Below are 14,400 nucleotides of genomic sequence, written 5' to 3'. Positions count from 1 at the left end.
AACCCGAACCCACCGAGTTGACCTTCCCCTTGGGTGAAGCAGCACCATAGTCGCCACCGGCCACCCCGGCCGGAACGAGGAGGAGAAACTGTGCAGCTGCTCACCATCGGCGCCTTCGCCCGCGCCGCGCGGCTGTCACCCAAAGCGCTGCGGCTCTATGACGAACTCGGACTCCTGCGCCCGGCCGCAGTCGACGGCGAATCCGGATACCGCTTCTACGACCCGGCACAACTCGAACAGGCCCGACTGATCGCCTGGCTCCGGCGACTCGGCATGCCCCTGGCACGCATCCGCCGAATATGCGACCTACCAGCAGACGCCGCAGCCGAAGACATCGCCGCCTACTGGCAGCAGGTGCTGGCCGAAACCACCGCCCGCGGCCAATTGGCCACCTTCCTCATCGACTACCTGTCGGGAAAAGGCACCACCGTGGAGCACACCACCACCATCCTCGGAATCCGATACGCCGCCCGATCAGAATCCGGACTCATCCGCACAAGCAACGAAGACACCGCCTACGCCGGCCCCCGCCTCCTCGCAGTGGCCGACGGAGTCCGAGGCCCCGCCGGAAACCTCGCCAGCGCAGCCGCCGTCGACGCACTCAAACCCCTCGAAACCAAGCCCGTACCAGCCGAAGACCTCCTCGGCGCCCTCGCCGAGGCAGTCGGCCAAGCCGACCGCGCCATCGCGGAAATCGCCGCCTCAACCCCACCCGGCGAAGCAGTCACCACCCTCACCGCACTGCTGTGGTCCGGCTCCCAACTCGCCCTCGTCCACATCGGCGACACCCGCGCATACCTCATACGAGACGGCGAACTCTTCCAGATCACCCACGACCACACCTACGTCCAAACCCTCATCGACGACGGACGACTCACCCCCGAAGAAGCCGCCTCACACCCCCAACGCTCCCTCCTCGCACGAGCCCTCACCGGCACCGGCGCAGCCCAACCACACCTGTCACTGCACGAAGCCACAGCCGGCGACCGCTACCTCCTGTGCTCCGACGGCCTCTCCACCGTCGTACCCGCCCCATCACTACGCCACGTGCTGACCGGATCAAGCAGCCCCCAACAAGCACTCGACCAACTGATCACACGGGCATACGCTGCCGGCGCCCCCGACAACATCGCCTGCGTCGTCGCCGACGTGGTCAGCCTGGAAGCACCAAGACAGTGATCGCGTCACTCGGCGCCTGCACCATCGACCGCCGCCCCCTGACCATCGCACCCTACCGACGGCTGTGGATCGCATCCACCGTCTGCGCCGTCGGCGGCTCGTTCAGCGTCGTCGCCGTACCGACACAACTGTTCACGACAACCGGTTCCTCCGCCACCGTGGGCACCGCAGCAGCCGTGTCCTTCACCGCACTCGTCGCGGCAGCACTATGGACCGGCGCCCTCGCCGACAACATGGACCGGCGAAAACTCCTCCTCGCCGCCCACAGCGGCCTCGCCCTCACCTACACCGCCCTATGGATCCACGCAATCCTCGGCGCAGGCTCCATCCCGATCCTCATGACACTCGTCGCCTGCCAAGGGCTCACCTTCGCAGCCATCATGACCACCATGGGCGCCATAGTGCCCCGCCTCGTCCCAGCCGAACTCCTCCCAGCCGCGAACAGCCTCACCTCCCTCACCCGCTACACCGGATCCATCCTCGGACCACTGCTGGCCGGCGCCCTCATACCAACCGTCGGCCTCGGCACGCTCTACCTCTTCGACGCCATCGCCCTCCTGACCGTCATACGGGCCGTCACCAAACTGCCACCCCTGCCGCCCTCACCCCACCCCACCACCCAGCGCCACAAACCCACGATCGGCCACATACCGGCCGCCCTCCGCTACCTGACAACCAACCGGCTCCTCATGGCGGTACTCGCCGTCGACCTCGCCGCCATGGTCTTCGGCATGCCCACAGCCCTTCTCCCCGAACTCGCCCAACACACCTACGGCGGACCCTCAGGAGGCGGCCCCGAACTGGGACTCCTCTACGCCGCCTACCCAGCCGGAGTCGTCACCGCCGGCCTCCTGTCCGGCACATTCACCCGCGCCCACCGCCACGGCGCACTCATGGCCGCGGCCGCCGCAGCATGGGGCATCACCGTCATCCTCCTCGGCCTGACCACACACCTGACCATCGCACTCACAGCCCTCACCCTCGGCGGCGCCGTCAACTTCGTCCTGAGCACCTTCCGCAACGCCATCACCCAGACACACACCCCCGACGCCCTCCGCGGCCGCATCCAAGGATCACTCACCGTCGTCCTCTTCGGCGGCCCCCACATCGCCAACCTCCTGCACGGAGCCACCGCATCCGTCCTCGACGCCCGGACAGTGATCTGGACCGGCGGACTCCTCACCACCATCACCGTCGCCGCAATCGCCTGGGCCGTACCCGACCTACGCACCTACACCACCCGACCGGCGACCGACCCGACGCCAGACAGCGGCACCCCTCCCACACGCTCAGCCGAGTGAAGCACCGCACGACCGACCCCGCCGCCGGAACTCCGCACTCACGAACCGCCCACCCGCGAAACCCAACCGCACCCCATCCCCATGCGCGAACGGCGCCCCCCAAGAAGCATGCGCGGCATCCGGAAAACAGGCCACCAACGCCAACTCGATCGCCCCACCATGGCCCACCAGCAACGCCGAACCACCCTCCGCCACACCACCGACCGCGTCCGCGTCCGCCCACATCACGCGGAGAACCTCGGCCACCGCGGCGGCATCGCGACCCTCCCGAACGACCTCCGCCAACCGCCGGTACGGCTCAGCCCAATCCCACTGAGCATGCCGGGGAAACTCCCCCGGCACATAACCGGACGGCATCTCCACGGTGTCGTCGACGGCGAACCCCATTGCCACGGCCGTCTCGACGGCTCGAGGGGACGAACTGGTGACGGCCCGCTCGTACGGCCTGGCCTCGGAGCCGAGGGCACGGGCCAGGGCGACACCCTCAGCCGACAGATGCGAACCCCGCCCACGCGCCACGCCCTTCTTGGTGAGACTGTGCCGCCGCACGTCCAACCACCGCATGCGACTCTTCCTTCGTTGCCTTGGTCTGATGTGAGTGAGGAGTGATTGTCTCAACCGGGGCCCTTTACGTTGTAGATTCATTCCTTCGCGCCGCCACGATGATGAGTGCCCCTGAGATGATCCCGGCGAAGAAGGGCGATGGCACAAGCAGGACGCCGCCCAGCGCACACCACGTCGCAAGGCCCCAGCCGATTCCGGCGGGCACGGCCACGCCGCGTCCGGCGAGATGCCACGTCAGGCAACCCAAGAGAATCAGGGGCACACCGAAGCTGCCTGGACCGGCCCAGAAGGTGACTTCGTTCTGAAGGGACTCCACCGTCTGACCGGCGCCCCCGTCCGTTAGCGCGAGCGGGACGGCAGCCCACATCCCCCGCCCCACCCAGCCGCTGATGTCTCCCCAGGCGAGGAACCCCAGCAAGGACAGGTGCCCCGCTCCCAGCACGAGCATGATCCCGCTCGCCCAGCGCAGCAGCCGCTTTCCGGACCTCATCGTGACGTCCCCGCGCATGGAGAACCTCCTCGTTTCTATGTTGATTAACACAGGCTATATCGCTTGGCATTGGCTCTGTCATTCGGCATACCTGGTTAGATGGTCCGCATGGCCACGCGACGCATCGAGAGGACTCAAGAGAGCCGCCGGTTGCTGGTGGCGGCCGCCGCCGAGCTCTTCGCCGAGAAGGGATACCGGCAGACGAGCTTCATCGACATCGCCGACAAGGCCGGCATCAGCCGCGGCTCCATCCCCTGGCACTTCGGCAACAAGCTGGGTCTGCTGGAAGCGGTGGTCGACGACCAGCTCCAGGCCGTGCTGACCGGCTTCGCCCCGCCCGACGGGGAGCGGCCCGGTGACCCGCTCGACCAGGTCATGGGCTTCATCCGCCGGCCCGTCACGCGCCTGTTCATCACCCTGCTCGCCGAGGCCGTGGAGGTCGGCTCACCGATCCGCGAGCACTACGCGCGGCTCCACGCGGCGCTCCGGCAGGGGGTGCGGGCCCGGATACCGGCGGAGGCGCTGCCCCCGGGAACGACCCCGGAGGCGTTCACGGTCCTGCTGGTGGGGACCGTCATGGGCGTTCACGCCCAGTGGCGGGTCGCTCCCGAGGCGGTGGACCTCGAGGCCGTCCGCGCCGCGATCCGCGCCCTGCTGCCGGCGAGCCTCGGACAGGCCTGACGTTCACGGCGCTCTCTCGCGCGTTGTTCCGTTGCGGCCGGAATGCCGGGCATGCCAGCGTCAAACCCACTGAACGGTAGTTACGGCGCAGGTGGTGTGGGATGAGATATGCGGGGCTCACCCTCGCCATCGTGTCATCGTGGTGTTTCGCGTTCTCGGGGCCGATGGCCAAATACCTCATCACCGCCGGACTGGCGCCGATCGAGGCCGTCTGGACGCGGATGGCGGCGGGGCTGTCACTGGTGGCCGTGCTGGCCCTGATCAGACCGCGGGCGTTGCGGATCACCCGCGCCAGGTCGCCGTTCTTCGGCCTGTACGCGGTCATGGCGGTGGCCGGGGTGCAGTGGCTGTACTTCGCCGCGATCACGCGGCTGCCGGTGGGGATCGCGCTGCTGCTGGTGTACATGGCCGGTCATGGTGGTGGCGTGGGTGCGGCTCGTACGGAAGATACGGCTCGCGCGGGCCGCCTATGCGGGGGCGGCCGTCGCGTCGCAGGCCTCGGAATCGTCGTCGAGGCCTGGCAGGAGATCCGGCTGGACGCCCTCGGCCTGCTGCTGGGGTTGCTGGCCGGGGCCTGCTCCGCCGGATATTTCCTGATGAGCGATAGCTTTGGCGATGACATAGACCCGCTCGGGCTCATCGCCTGGGGGATGACGGGGGCGGCCGTGGTGCTGATCCCGTTCGCCCGGCCCTGGGACATCCAGTGGGACGCCTTCACGATCACCGCCACGCCCGCCCCGGGCGGCGGCACGTTGCCGGTGCTGGTGGCTTACCTGTGGATGGTGCTGGTCGCGACCGTGATCGCGTACATCCTGGCTGTGAACGCCGTGCGGCGGCTCTCGGCCGCCGTGGGCGCCACCGTGGCGTCGCTGGAGGTCGTCGCGGGCGCCATCGTGGCCTGGGCACCGGTCGGCGAGACACTCGGCGTGTTCCAGATCGCAGGCGGGCTGATCATGTTGTCCGGCGCCCTCCTCGCCCAGACCGCCACCCGCTCCTCCCCCATCGCGCAACCGGAATCCATCAAATCAATTTGATGTATTGTCGGGTACGTGGGCTCCTCGAGTGACACCGCTCCGGCCTTCGCACGGCTGGCCGGCCACCCGCTGCGCTGGCGGCTGCTCACCGAGCTCGCCCGCAGCGACCTGCGAGTCCGCGAGCTGGTCACCCTGGTCGGCCAGCCGCAGAACGTCGTCTCCTACCACCTGCGGCTTCTGCGTGACAGTGGCCTGATCACCTCCACGCGCAGCAGCTTCGACGGCCGCGACAGCTACTACCACCTGAGCCTCGATCGCTGCGCGGAAGCCCTCGCCGACGCCGGTACCGCCCTGCACCCGGCACTGCGTCTGCACCCGGTCTCGCCGGTGGCCCACCCGGCCGCGCCGGTGGCGGTGCTGTTCGTCTGCACCGGCAACAGCGCCCGCTCCCCCATCGCCGAAGCCCTGCTGCGCCGGCGTACCGCCGGCCGGGTCGACGCGATCAGCGCCGGGAGCCGCCCCAAACCATGCCTGCATCCGCACACCACGCGGGTCCTGCACGACGAGTACGGCATCGACGTCTCCGGCCGGCGCCCCGTCCACCTGGACGCCCTGGGCCGCCGCCGGTTCGACTATCTGATCACCTTGTGTGACAAGGCCCGCGAGGTCTGCCCCGAGCTCGTCGACCATGACCGCCGAATTCACTGGAGCATCCCCGACCCCGCCGCGGCGGACGAGACCGGCCAGGCCGGCTACCCGGCCTTCGTCCGCACCGCGACCGACATCGACACCCGCATCCGGCACCTGCTACCGGTCCTCGCCACCCACGACCGCAAGGAGGCTCCGCCATGACGCGCGAGTACGCCAGCGTCCGCTACCTGGTCGACGACGTCCAGGCGGCCGTCGACTTCTACACCGCCCACCTCGGCTTCGCCGTCAACACCAGCGCTGCTCCGGCCTTCGCCGACGTGGTCCGCGGACCGCTGCGGCTCCTGCTGTCCGGACCCGCCAGCTCCGGCGCCCGTGCCACCCCCGCGGACGCCGACGTCCCCGGCCGCAACCGCATCCACCTGATCGTGGACGACCTGGACGCCGAGATCGGCCGGCTCCGCGGGGCGGGGTTGTCGTTCCGCAGCGACCCGGTCTCAGGCCCCGGCGGACGCCAGATACTGCTGGCCGACCCGGCGGGCAACCTGATCGAGCTGTTCCAGCCCGCCACCGCACCGGCCACACCCTGACCGCGGCACCGGGCCCGGTGCCGCCGGCACCGCCTCCGCCGCAGCGCCCGGGCCTCGTCGTCCCCTGGCCGGCTCGACGCGGCGCCCGAAGCCGCCCGGCACAGCGGATCGCGCGGGCCCTAGTCTGGCCCCATGGACATCGCCACCGCGCGTGAGCTCTGGGACGCCGACCCGGGCTGGCTCAACACCGCCTCCTACGGGTTGCCTCCCCGCCGCGCCTACGAGGACCTCCAGGCCGTGCTCACCGACTGGCGGCACGGCTCCAGCGACTGGCAGCCCTGGGACGCCTCCGTGGGGCGCGCGCGGACGGCGTTCGCCCGCATGGTGGGGGCGAACCCCGCGGACGTGACCGTGAGCTCGACCGTGTCGCAGATCATGTCCGTCGTGGCCACGGCGCTGCCGCCGAAGGCCCGCGTCGTGGTGCCGGACGTCGAGTTCACCAGCAACTTCTTCCCCTGGGCGGTCGCCGCCGAGGTGGTGGCCGTGCCCGCCGACCGGCTGGCCGACGCGGTCGACGGCTCCACCGCCGCCGTGGCCTTCAGCCTCGTCCAGTCCGCCACCGGGTACGTCACCCCGCTGCACGACGTCGTGGCCGCCGCCCGCGCCCACGACGCGCTCGTCATCGCCGACGGCTCCCAGGCGTGCGGCTGGCTGCCCGTGGACGTCGACGGCCTCGACGTGCTGGCGTGCGCGGCGTACAAGTGGCTGATGGCGCCGCGCGGCGCCGCCTTCGGCTACCTGTCGCCGCGGGTGCGCGAGCGCATGCGGCCCCTGGCCGCCAACTGGTACGCCGGGCCCGACGACGGCGACTCCTACTACGGGCCGCCGCTGCGCCTGGCGGGCGACGCCCGCGCGTTCGACCTGTCGCCGGCCTGGTTCTGCTACGTCGGCGCGGCCCCGGCCATCGAGCTGCTCAACGAGCTGGGCGTCAAGCGGGTCCACGACCACAACGTCGCCCTCGCCAACCGCTTCCGCGCCGGCCTCGGTCTCGAGCCGGCCGGCTCCGCCATCGTGTCGGTGGACGCCCCCGGGGAGCGGCTGGCGGCGGCGGGCATCCGGGCGGCCGTGCGGGCGGGCAGGGTCCGGGCCAGCTTCCACGTCTACACCACGGCCGACGACGTCGACCGTGCGCTGGACGCCCTGACGGGCTGATCTCCTGTTTCCCCGGCGCCGCCGGTGGGGCAGGAATCGGGGCGTCGGGCCCACGACCGGAAGGAGCCGCGTTGACCTTCACCATCGTCGAAGCGGACCGGCCGCTGCGGGGCGTGCTGGTCGGCGCCGGGTTCATCGGCGGCCAATGGGCGCCGGAGCTGCTCGCCCACCCCGGCACCGAGCTGGTGGGCTGGGTGGACGTGGCCGAGGACCGCGCCAGGACGGCGGCCGCCGAGCTCGGGCTGGACGGCCTGCCCGTCAGCGCCTCGCTGACCGCGCTGCTGGACGGCGAGGAGCCGGACTTCATCGTGAACTGCACGGTCCCGCAGGCGCACCACGAGGTGACGGTGACGGCGCTGCGGCGCGGGGTGTCGGTGCTGAGCGAGAAGCCGATGGCGGTCACCCTGGAGGAGGCGCGGTCCATGGTGGCGGCCGCCGACGAGGCGCGGCGGCTGTTCGCGGTCAACCAGAACCGCCGCTACATGCGCAGTCTGGTGGCCTTCCGCCGCACGGTGGCCGAGCTGGGGCCGCTCGGGCTGCTGACGTCGGAGTTCTTCATGCCGTACCGCGAAGGGCGGTTCCTTCACACGCTGGAGCACCCGCTGCTGCAGGACATGGCGATCCACCTGTTCGACGCGGCCCGGGCGGTCTCCGGAGCCGACCCGGTCTCGGTCTACTGCGAGTCGTTCCGGCCGGGGTGGACCTGGTATCCGGGCGCCTGCTCGGCCACGGCGATCTTCGAGATGACCGGCGGCCTGCGGTACACGTTCACCGGGAGCTGGTCGGCGCCGGGGCATCCGACGTCGTGGACGGGCACCTGGCGGGCCGCGGGCACGCTCGGCACCGCCTGCTGGGACGGCGCGGGCGATCCGACGGCGGAGGCGGCCAAGGGGCACGTGGTGCGGTCGTACAAGCAGGAGGCGGACCCGTTCCCGGGCCGCCGCCGCTACACCGGGCTGGCGGAGGGGCTGGAGGAGTTCGTGACGGGGCTGCGCACGGGGCGGCCGCCGCAGGGCGACTGCCACGACAACATCCGCAGTCTGGCCATGGTGACGGCGGCGCTGGAGTCGGCGCGCAGCGGGACGAGGGTGCCCATCGCGATCTAGGCCGGGTACGCGTGCGTCTCCGTGGCCTTGACCGAGGCCCAGATGCGCTGGCCGGGGGTGAGGTCGAGGTCGGCGAGGGCGGCCGGGGTGATGTCGACGAAGGCGGCGACGGGGCCGTCGAGATGGACGCGGACGTTGTCGCCGTGCCGCTCGATGCCGTCGATCACGGCCTGCCACAGGTTGCGGGGACTGCCGTCGGGCCGGGTGCGGTAGAGGGCGACGGCGGCGGGCGAGAAGGCCACGAACGCCGGCCCGTCGAGCTGCTCGATGGTGCTGAACGCCAGCTCGCCCACCTTGATCCGGGCGCCGTCGCCGAGCCCGCGGTAGAGGTTGAGCCCGACGAGGCGGGCGACGTAGTCGGTGCGCGGGCGGCGCGCCACCTCGGCCGGCGCGCCCTGCTGGACGATGGCGCCGTTCTCGACCACGATCAGCCGGTCGGCCAGCACCATCGCGTCGAGCGGGTCGTGCGTGACCAGGACGGTGGCGCCGTCGAAGTCGGCCAGATGGCGGCGCAGCCCGGAGCGGATCTCCAGCCGGGTGTGGGCGTCGAGCGCGGCGAGCGGCTCGTCCAGCAGCAGCAGCCGCGGCTCCACGGCCAGCGCCCGGGCCAGGGCGACGCGCTGGGCCTGACCGCCGGACAGCCGCCGGGGTTTGGCGGTGGCGTGGGCCGCCAGGCCGACGCGTTCCAGGAGGGCGGCCGCAGTGCGGCGCGCCTCGCTCCGGGAGGCGCCGCGGCAGCGCGGGCCGAAGGCGACGTTGTCCAGGGCGGACAGGTGCGGGAAGAGCAGGTAGTCCTGGAACACCATGCCGACGGGGCGCTGGTCGGCGGGCCGGGTGTGCAGGGGGCGGCCGTCCAGAGCGATGTGCCCGCCGGACAGGGCGGTGAGCCCGGCCAGGGCGCGCAGGGCGGTCGTCTTGCCGGCGCCGTTGGGGCCGAGCAGCGCGACGACCTCGCCGGGCGCGACCTCCAGGGCGATGTCGAGCGTGAACGCGGGCCGGTTGACGATCAGGCGGGCGTCGAGCGTCATGGGCTGGTCACCCACCGGTCGCGCAGCCCGGCCAGGATGATCACCGACACGGCGAGCAGGACGAGGCTGAGCACGATGGCGGCCTCCGGCTCGGTCTCCAGGGCGAGGTAGACGGCCAGCGGCATGGTGCGGGTGGTGCCGGGGAAGTTGCCCGCGAACGTGATCGTCGCGCCGAACTCGCCCAGTGCCCTGGCCCAGCACAGCACGGCCCCGGCCATCACGCCGGGCGCGACCAGCGGCAGCGTGACGCGGCGGAAGACGGTCCAGCGGGAGGCGCCGAGCGTGGCCGCCGCCTCCTCGTAGCGCCGGTCGGCGGCCCGCAACGCGCCCTCCACGCTGATGACCAGGAACGGCATCGCCACGAACGCCTCCGCGACGACGACCCCGGCGGTCGTGAAGGGCAGCGTGACGCCGAACGCCGACTCCAGCCACTGGCCGATCAGCCCCCGGCGGCCGAGCACCAGCAGCAGCGCGACGCCGCCGACCACCGGCGGCAGCACGAGCGGCACGGTGACCAGCGCGCGCACCAGGCGGCGGCCAGGCAGGTCCACCCTGGCCAGCATCCAGGCCAGCGGCACGCCGAGGACGAGGCACACCGCCGTCGCGATGGTGGCCGTCACCAGGGACAGCCGCAGCGCCTCCAGCACCTGCGGCTCGGCCAGCCGGGCCGGCAGCGTGGGCCACGGGGCCCGGATCAGCAGCCCGGCCAGCGGCAACACCAGGAAGGCGAGCCCCAGCAGGGCGGGAACCACCAGGACCCACGGCGGCCGCCCGGCCAGCCGCCTGTCGGGTGCGGCGCTCATCGCGGCGCCGCCTCGAACCCGGCCTTGGTGAGCACGCCCCTGCCCTGCTGCGAGAGCACCAGGTCGACGAACTCCTTGGCGGCTCCCCCGGCGGGCGCCTTGGCCAGCGCCGCGATCGGATAGTCGTTGACCGCCTGGCCGGCCTCGGGGAAGTCGATCCCCTCGACCTTGCCCGCCGCGGCGATCACGTCGGTCTTGTAGACGAGCGCGGCGTCCGCCTCGCCCAGCTGGACCTTGGTGAGCGTGGCCTTGACGTCCTGCTCCAGCGTCACCGGAGTGATCTTCAGCCCGGCGGCGGCGAGGGCCTTGGCCGCGGCGGCGCCGCAGGGCACCTGCTCGGCGCAGAGTGCGACCTTCACCCGGGGGTCGGCGAGGTCCTTCAGCTCGTCCACCCGGGCGGGGTTGCCGGCCGGGACCGCGATCTGCAGCGTGTTCCGCGCGAACGTGACCGGGGCGCTCGCCAGGGACGCGTCCGTGACGGTCTTCATGGTGGCGGGGCTGGCCGCCGCGAAGACGTCGGCAGGCGCCCCCTGGACGATCTGCTGGGCCAGCGTCGCGCTGGAGCCGAAGTTGAACCGCACCGTCGTCCCCGGATGGGCGGCCTCGAAGGCCTTGCCGAGTTCGGTGAACGTGCCGGTGAGCGACGCCGCCGCGAACACCGTCACCTCCTTCGCCCCGCCGCCGCCCGCGGACGTGGCGGGCCCGCCGGAGCCGCACGCCGCCAGGCAGGCGACCGCGACCGCGGCCACCCAGCCGAGATGTCGCCTGAACACCAGGACCGCTCCTCACTCCCGCTCGTGGGCGGGGACCTCCACGACGACGTTGGTGGACTTGATCACCGCGACCGCCACGACCCCGGGCTCCAGGCCCAGCTCGTCGGCGGCCTGCCGGCTCATCAGGGACACCACGCGGTACGGCCCCGCCGCGATCTCGACCTGGGCCATCACCGAGTCCTTGATCACCTCGGTGACGATGCCGCGGAAGCGGTTGCGGGCCGAGGAGCGGCCGCCGTCCACGGCCTCGATCTGGGCGCGGGCGAACGCGGCCAACTCGGCGCCGTCGACCCGCCGGTGGCCGTGCTCGTCCCGCACCGCGGCCAGCCGTCCGGAGTCGACCCAGCGGCGGACGGTGTCGGAGCTCACCCCGAGCAGCGCCGCGGCCTCGCTGATCCGGAACGTCGTCACAAGCCCTCACCATACCTGCCGCAGATGCCAACCAGAAGGCTAGGACTGACTTGCATTCACCATGTGGTCTGGCTCTGTTCCATGGCATTCGCACGGGGACAGGTCACGGCCCGGCCGCCGCCTGGGCGACCACGGCGTGACCCGACCACGGCATGACCCGGCGCCGCGTGACCCACCGGCCCGTGACCCGCCGACCCAGAGCTCGCCGGCCCCGGCGCCTCGCCTATCGGACGGGAGCCGACGCCCGCGGAAAGGCCGGGGCTCGGTGCAGGACCGGTGGACGCCGGACCGGGGCGGTGCGGCGGTGGGGACGTCGGGCAGGCGGGGTGAGGGCGGGATCAGAGGAGCGCCGCACCCTTGGAGCCCTTCAGCAAGGCGTCGATCTTGGCCGCCGCGTCAGCCGCCGCCTTCGCCGATCCACCCCGCCGAGCACATACAACCGAACACATCGGACTTGATCGTCTAGCCGGGAGGCGGTCCAGGATGGAGGGCCGGCGGGAAGGCGGGTGCCGGCTCGTCCCGGTGCTGCGCCGGGCGCTCTCGTGTGGCGGCGAGACGCCGGGGACACCTCATCGTCAACAGCGCCGCCGCGAGCGCGAGCCGCGGCCGTGCGGCCGGCGCGTCACCCTCGGCGATGGCCTCGACAGCTCGGCGTGCACCTCCAGCCGATGGCGTAGGTAGTCCGCCCGGAACGGGCGTGCTGGCCGGGGCCACGTGCTCGGACAGGTCCGGGATGCGCCGGGTCATGGCCAGGTGGACCGCCTTGGCCGGGTGGTCGGGGGAGAGCTCGGCGATGCGCTCGCGCAGGGCCCAGTTGGCGCGCATGAAGAGCCTTCCGTCAGGTCCTGGGCGGGGCTCTGGGAGCAGTGGATCACCGTGCAGACGGACCCGCGCTCACCCTGCAGGCGGACGACGGGCGCCATCGTGACGTCGATCATGGATTCCGCTCACTGCAGAGCTCTCAGCGAAGGGACATGGACATGCTCAAGAAGTCTCTGCCGGCCGCGCTGGCGGCGACGGCCGTCGCCGCCCTCACCTTGGTCCCCGCCGGTCCCGCCGCGGCCGCCACGATCGAGATCCGCCCCGGGCAGGTCTCGACCCTGAAACAGTCGAACAGCAAGTTCCACTGCCCGACGAACGAAGTGCTGATCGGCCGCGGGCACCGCGGCGACGAGAACGGCGACACCACGTTCTACTGCGGCCGTATCTACATCGACAACGTGCAGGTCACGGTGGTCAGGTGGGACATCTGGGGCACCGTGACGGATGAGAACAACCACGATTACCACACTCCCGCGAACCAGGCGATCACCGGGATCCGGCACGACGGGGACGAGAACGGCGACACCATCTACTACAGCGGCGCGCTGTTCTGGCAGAACAAGCCGGTGCAGATCACCCCCAGGCAACTGCAAGGTTGGGTCAGGGAGAACAACCACTCCTCGATGGGCGGCAGCAACCAGGTGATGACCGGCCGTAGGCACACCGGGGACGAGAACGGCTGGACTCAATACGAGTACGGCTGGATCTCGTACAGCGGCTGATCACCGGAGCCGGGTGGCGATCCCCTCCCGCGGGACTCCGCCGCCCAGCACCTCCACCTGCTCGAACTCCGCCGCTGCGTGCCCCGGCTCCAGCGCCGCCACCAGCACGCCCTCGGCGTCACCCGTCGTCACCTTCCCAGCGGCCAGTCGGGGCACCACTGAGCAGAGTGGCGGCATAGGGGGCAGGTCGTCATGGACGGCGTCAGCGTCCCAGGAGGCGGCACGCAGTAGGCTTTGCATGGCCTGCGGCCGGTTCACGAGGGGGTGGACGACCGCGGCCGGTTCACGGTGAGGTAGACGACCGCCGCCGTGAAGCAGAGCAGGGCGGTCCAGTCGTTGAGGCGCAGGCCGAGGAGGTGCGGGGAGGGGTCGATACGGAGCCACTCGATCCAGGCGCGACCGGCGGTGTAGGCGGCGGCGTAGACCGCGAACGTCCGGCCACGGTCGAGCCGGAATCGCCGTTCAGCCCAGACGACGAATCCGGCCACGGCCAGGTTCCACAGCGACTCGTACAGGAAGGCCGGATGGTAGGTGGCCGTGGACTCCATGCCGGGGGGCCGGTGGGCGGGATCGATCTCCAGCGCCCAGGGCAGGGTCGTCGGCCTGCCGTACAGCTCCTGGTTGAACCAGTTCCCCCAGCGGGCGATCGCCTGCCCGAGCGCGAGCCCGGGAGCGACGGCGTCGGCGAAGTCGCGTAGCGGGATGCCCCGTCGGCGGCAGGCGAGCCACGCGCCGACCGCGCCGCCGGCGACGGCGCCCCAGATGCTGATGCCGCCCTCCCAGATCGCCAGGGCGCGCAGCGGTTCCCCGGCGGGGCCGAAGTACTGCTGCCAGGCGGTGGCCACGTGATAGAGGCGGGCGCCGACGAGTCCGAACGGCACGGCCCAGGTGGCGATGTCGCCGATCGTGCCGCTCTCGCCGCCGCGAGCGACCCAGCGGCGCCGGGTCACCCAGATGCCGACGAGGACGCCGAGCAGCATCAGGAGGGCGTAGGCGCGGATCGGGATCGGACCGAGGTGCCAGACGGCCTGGGTGGGGCTGGGGATGGCTGTCACGGGGCCGAGTCTGATTCCGGGACGGCGACGCGCACATCGAGCGGTCCGCCGATTCACTCATCAGTCGACTGGTTGATGGCGGGCCGACGGGCGGCTGATTA

The 14,400-nt window shown here is 71.6% G+C and carries 18 protein-coding genes; 9 read left to right on the top strand and 9 right to left on the bottom strand.

From position 1 onward, the window contains the following. Positions 1-90: 90 nt before the first annotated feature. A complete protein-coding gene (locus ID574_RS50180; protein WP_188196174.1) occupies positions 91-1,179 on the top strand; it encodes a MerR family transcriptional regulator in 1,089 nt (362 codons plus the stop codon). Continuing rightward, positions 1,176-2,480 carry an MFS transporter gene (locus ID574_RS50175; RefSeq protein ID WP_223167903.1) on the top strand — a complete coding sequence of 435 codons (1,305 nt, stop codon included), beginning with the start codon at positions 1,176-1,178 and terminating at the stop codon, positions 2,478-2,480. Before ID574_RS50180 ends, ID574_RS50175 begins: the two co-directional genes overlap by 4 nt. Here ID574_RS50175 and ID574_RS50170 read toward each other — a convergent pair. Both ID574_RS50170 and ID574_RS50165 read right to left on the bottom strand, forming a co-directional pair. Further along, on the bottom strand, positions 2,469-3,044 hold the full coding sequence (locus ID574_RS50170; protein ID WP_188196173.1) for a histidine phosphatase family protein: 576 nt from the start codon (positions 3,042-3,044) through the stop codon (positions 2,469-2,471). The two genes, ID574_RS50175 and ID574_RS50170, sit on opposite strands and share 12 nt — an antisense overlap. Positions 3,045-3,108: 64 nt before the next feature. Next, a complete protein-coding gene (locus ID574_RS50165) occupies positions 3,109-3,552 on the bottom strand; it encodes a DUF6463 family protein (RefSeq protein WP_223167902.1) in 444 nt (147 codons plus the stop codon). Positions 3,553-3,642: 90 nt separating this feature from the next. Between ID574_RS50165 and ID574_RS50160 the strand changes: the two genes are divergently transcribed. The 6 genes from ID574_RS50160 (at position 3,643) to ID574_RS50135 (ending at position 8,685) form a co-directional block, all read left to right on the top strand. Next, complete coding sequence (locus ID574_RS50160; protein ID WP_188196172.1) at positions 3,643-4,215, top strand: TetR/AcrR family transcriptional regulator; 573 nt, start codon at positions 3,643-3,645, stop codon at positions 4,213-4,215. Positions 4,216-4,316: 101 nt separating this feature from the next. Next, complete coding sequence (locus ID574_RS50155) at positions 4,317-5,249, top strand: EamA family transporter (protein WP_223167901.1); 933 nt, start codon at positions 4,317-4,319, stop codon at positions 5,247-5,249. Between the two features lie 15 nt (positions 5,250-5,264). Continuing rightward, positions 5,265-6,041, top strand: coding sequence for an arsenate reductase/protein-tyrosine-phosphatase family protein (locus tag ID574_RS50150; RefSeq protein ID WP_188196171.1), 777 nt, complete (start codon positions 5,265-5,267; stop codon positions 6,039-6,041). Then, positions 6,038-6,427, top strand: coding sequence for a VOC family protein (locus tag ID574_RS50145; RefSeq protein ID WP_188196170.1), 390 nt, complete (start codon positions 6,038-6,040; stop codon positions 6,425-6,427). The genes ID574_RS50150 and ID574_RS50145 overlap by 4 nt, the downstream gene beginning before the upstream one ends. A gap of 132 nt (positions 6,428-6,559) precedes the next feature. After that, positions 6,560-7,579, top strand: coding sequence for an aminotransferase class V-fold PLP-dependent enzyme (locus ID574_RS50140; RefSeq protein ID WP_188196169.1), 1,020 nt, complete (start codon positions 6,560-6,562; stop codon positions 7,577-7,579). Between the two features lie 71 nt (positions 7,580-7,650). Beyond that, the gene (locus ID574_RS50135; protein ID WP_188196168.1) at positions 7,651-8,685 is read left to right on the top strand and encodes a Gfo/Idh/MocA family protein; all 1,035 of its coding nucleotides are present in this window, start codon (positions 7,651-7,653) and stop codon (positions 8,683-8,685) included. On the opposite strand, the gene ID574_RS50130 is transcribed toward ID574_RS50135, so the two are convergent. The 5 genes from ID574_RS50130 to ID574_RS50110 all read right to left on the bottom strand — a co-directional run bounded on the left by ID574_RS50130 (position 8,682) and on the right by ID574_RS50110 (position 12,525). Beyond that, positions 8,682-9,713 (bottom strand): ABC transporter ATP-binding protein, encoded by a 1,032-nt coding sequence (locus tag ID574_RS50130; RefSeq protein WP_188196167.1) that lies wholly within the window; start codon positions 9,711-9,713, stop codon positions 8,682-8,684. The two genes, ID574_RS50135 and ID574_RS50130, sit on opposite strands and share 4 nt — an antisense overlap. Next, on the bottom strand, positions 9,710-10,516 hold the full coding sequence (locus ID574_RS50125) for an ABC transporter permease (protein WP_188196166.1): 807 nt from the start codon (positions 10,514-10,516) through the stop codon (positions 9,710-9,712). Before ID574_RS50125 ends, ID574_RS50130 begins: the two co-directional genes overlap by 4 nt. Continuing rightward, the gene (modA, locus tag ID574_RS50120) at positions 10,513-11,292 is read right to left on the bottom strand and encodes a molybdate ABC transporter substrate-binding protein (RefSeq protein WP_442939433.1); all 780 of its coding nucleotides are present in this window, start codon (positions 11,290-11,292) and stop codon (positions 10,513-10,515) included. The genes ID574_RS50125 and modA overlap by 4 nt, the downstream gene beginning before the upstream one ends. A 9-nt stretch (positions 11,293-11,301) precedes the next feature. Continuing rightward, complete coding sequence (locus ID574_RS50115; RefSeq protein ID WP_188196164.1) at positions 11,302-11,700, bottom strand: TOBE domain-containing protein; 399 nt, start codon at positions 11,698-11,700, stop codon at positions 11,302-11,304. 462 nt (positions 11,701-12,162) lie between these two features. Beyond that, positions 12,163-12,525, bottom strand: a complete 363-nt coding sequence (locus ID574_RS50110) for a hypothetical protein (protein WP_188196163.1) — start codon at positions 12,523-12,525, stop codon at positions 12,163-12,165. Positions 12,526-12,680: 155 nt separating this feature from the next. Between ID574_RS50110 and ID574_RS50105 the strand changes: the two genes are divergently transcribed. Beyond that, entirely contained in the window at positions 12,681-13,244 is a 564-nt protein-coding gene (locus ID574_RS50105; RefSeq protein WP_188196162.1) for a hypothetical protein, read from the top strand. Here ID574_RS50105 and ID574_RS50100 read toward each other — a convergent pair whose 3' ends face one another. Then, the gene (locus tag ID574_RS50100; protein ID WP_188196161.1) at positions 13,245-13,400 is read right to left on the bottom strand and encodes a hypothetical protein; all 156 of its coding nucleotides are present in this window, start codon (positions 13,398-13,400) and stop codon (positions 13,245-13,247) included. A gap of 98 nt (positions 13,401-13,498) precedes the next feature. Beyond that, complete coding sequence (gene lgt, locus ID574_RS50095) at positions 13,499-14,299, bottom strand: prolipoprotein diacylglyceryl transferase (protein ID WP_188196160.1); 801 nt, start codon at positions 14,297-14,299, stop codon at positions 13,499-13,501. Between the last annotated feature and the right edge of the window lie 101 nt (positions 14,300-14,400).

The sequence above is a fragment of the Nonomuraea sp. SYSU D8015 genome (genome assembly GCF_008065375.1).
Classification (GTDB): domain Bacteria; phylum Actinomycetota; class Actinomycetes; order Streptosporangiales; family Streptosporangiaceae; genus Nonomuraea.
Note: the sequence above shows the minus strand (reverse complement) of the source record. Positions and strands in the feature narration are given on the sequence as shown.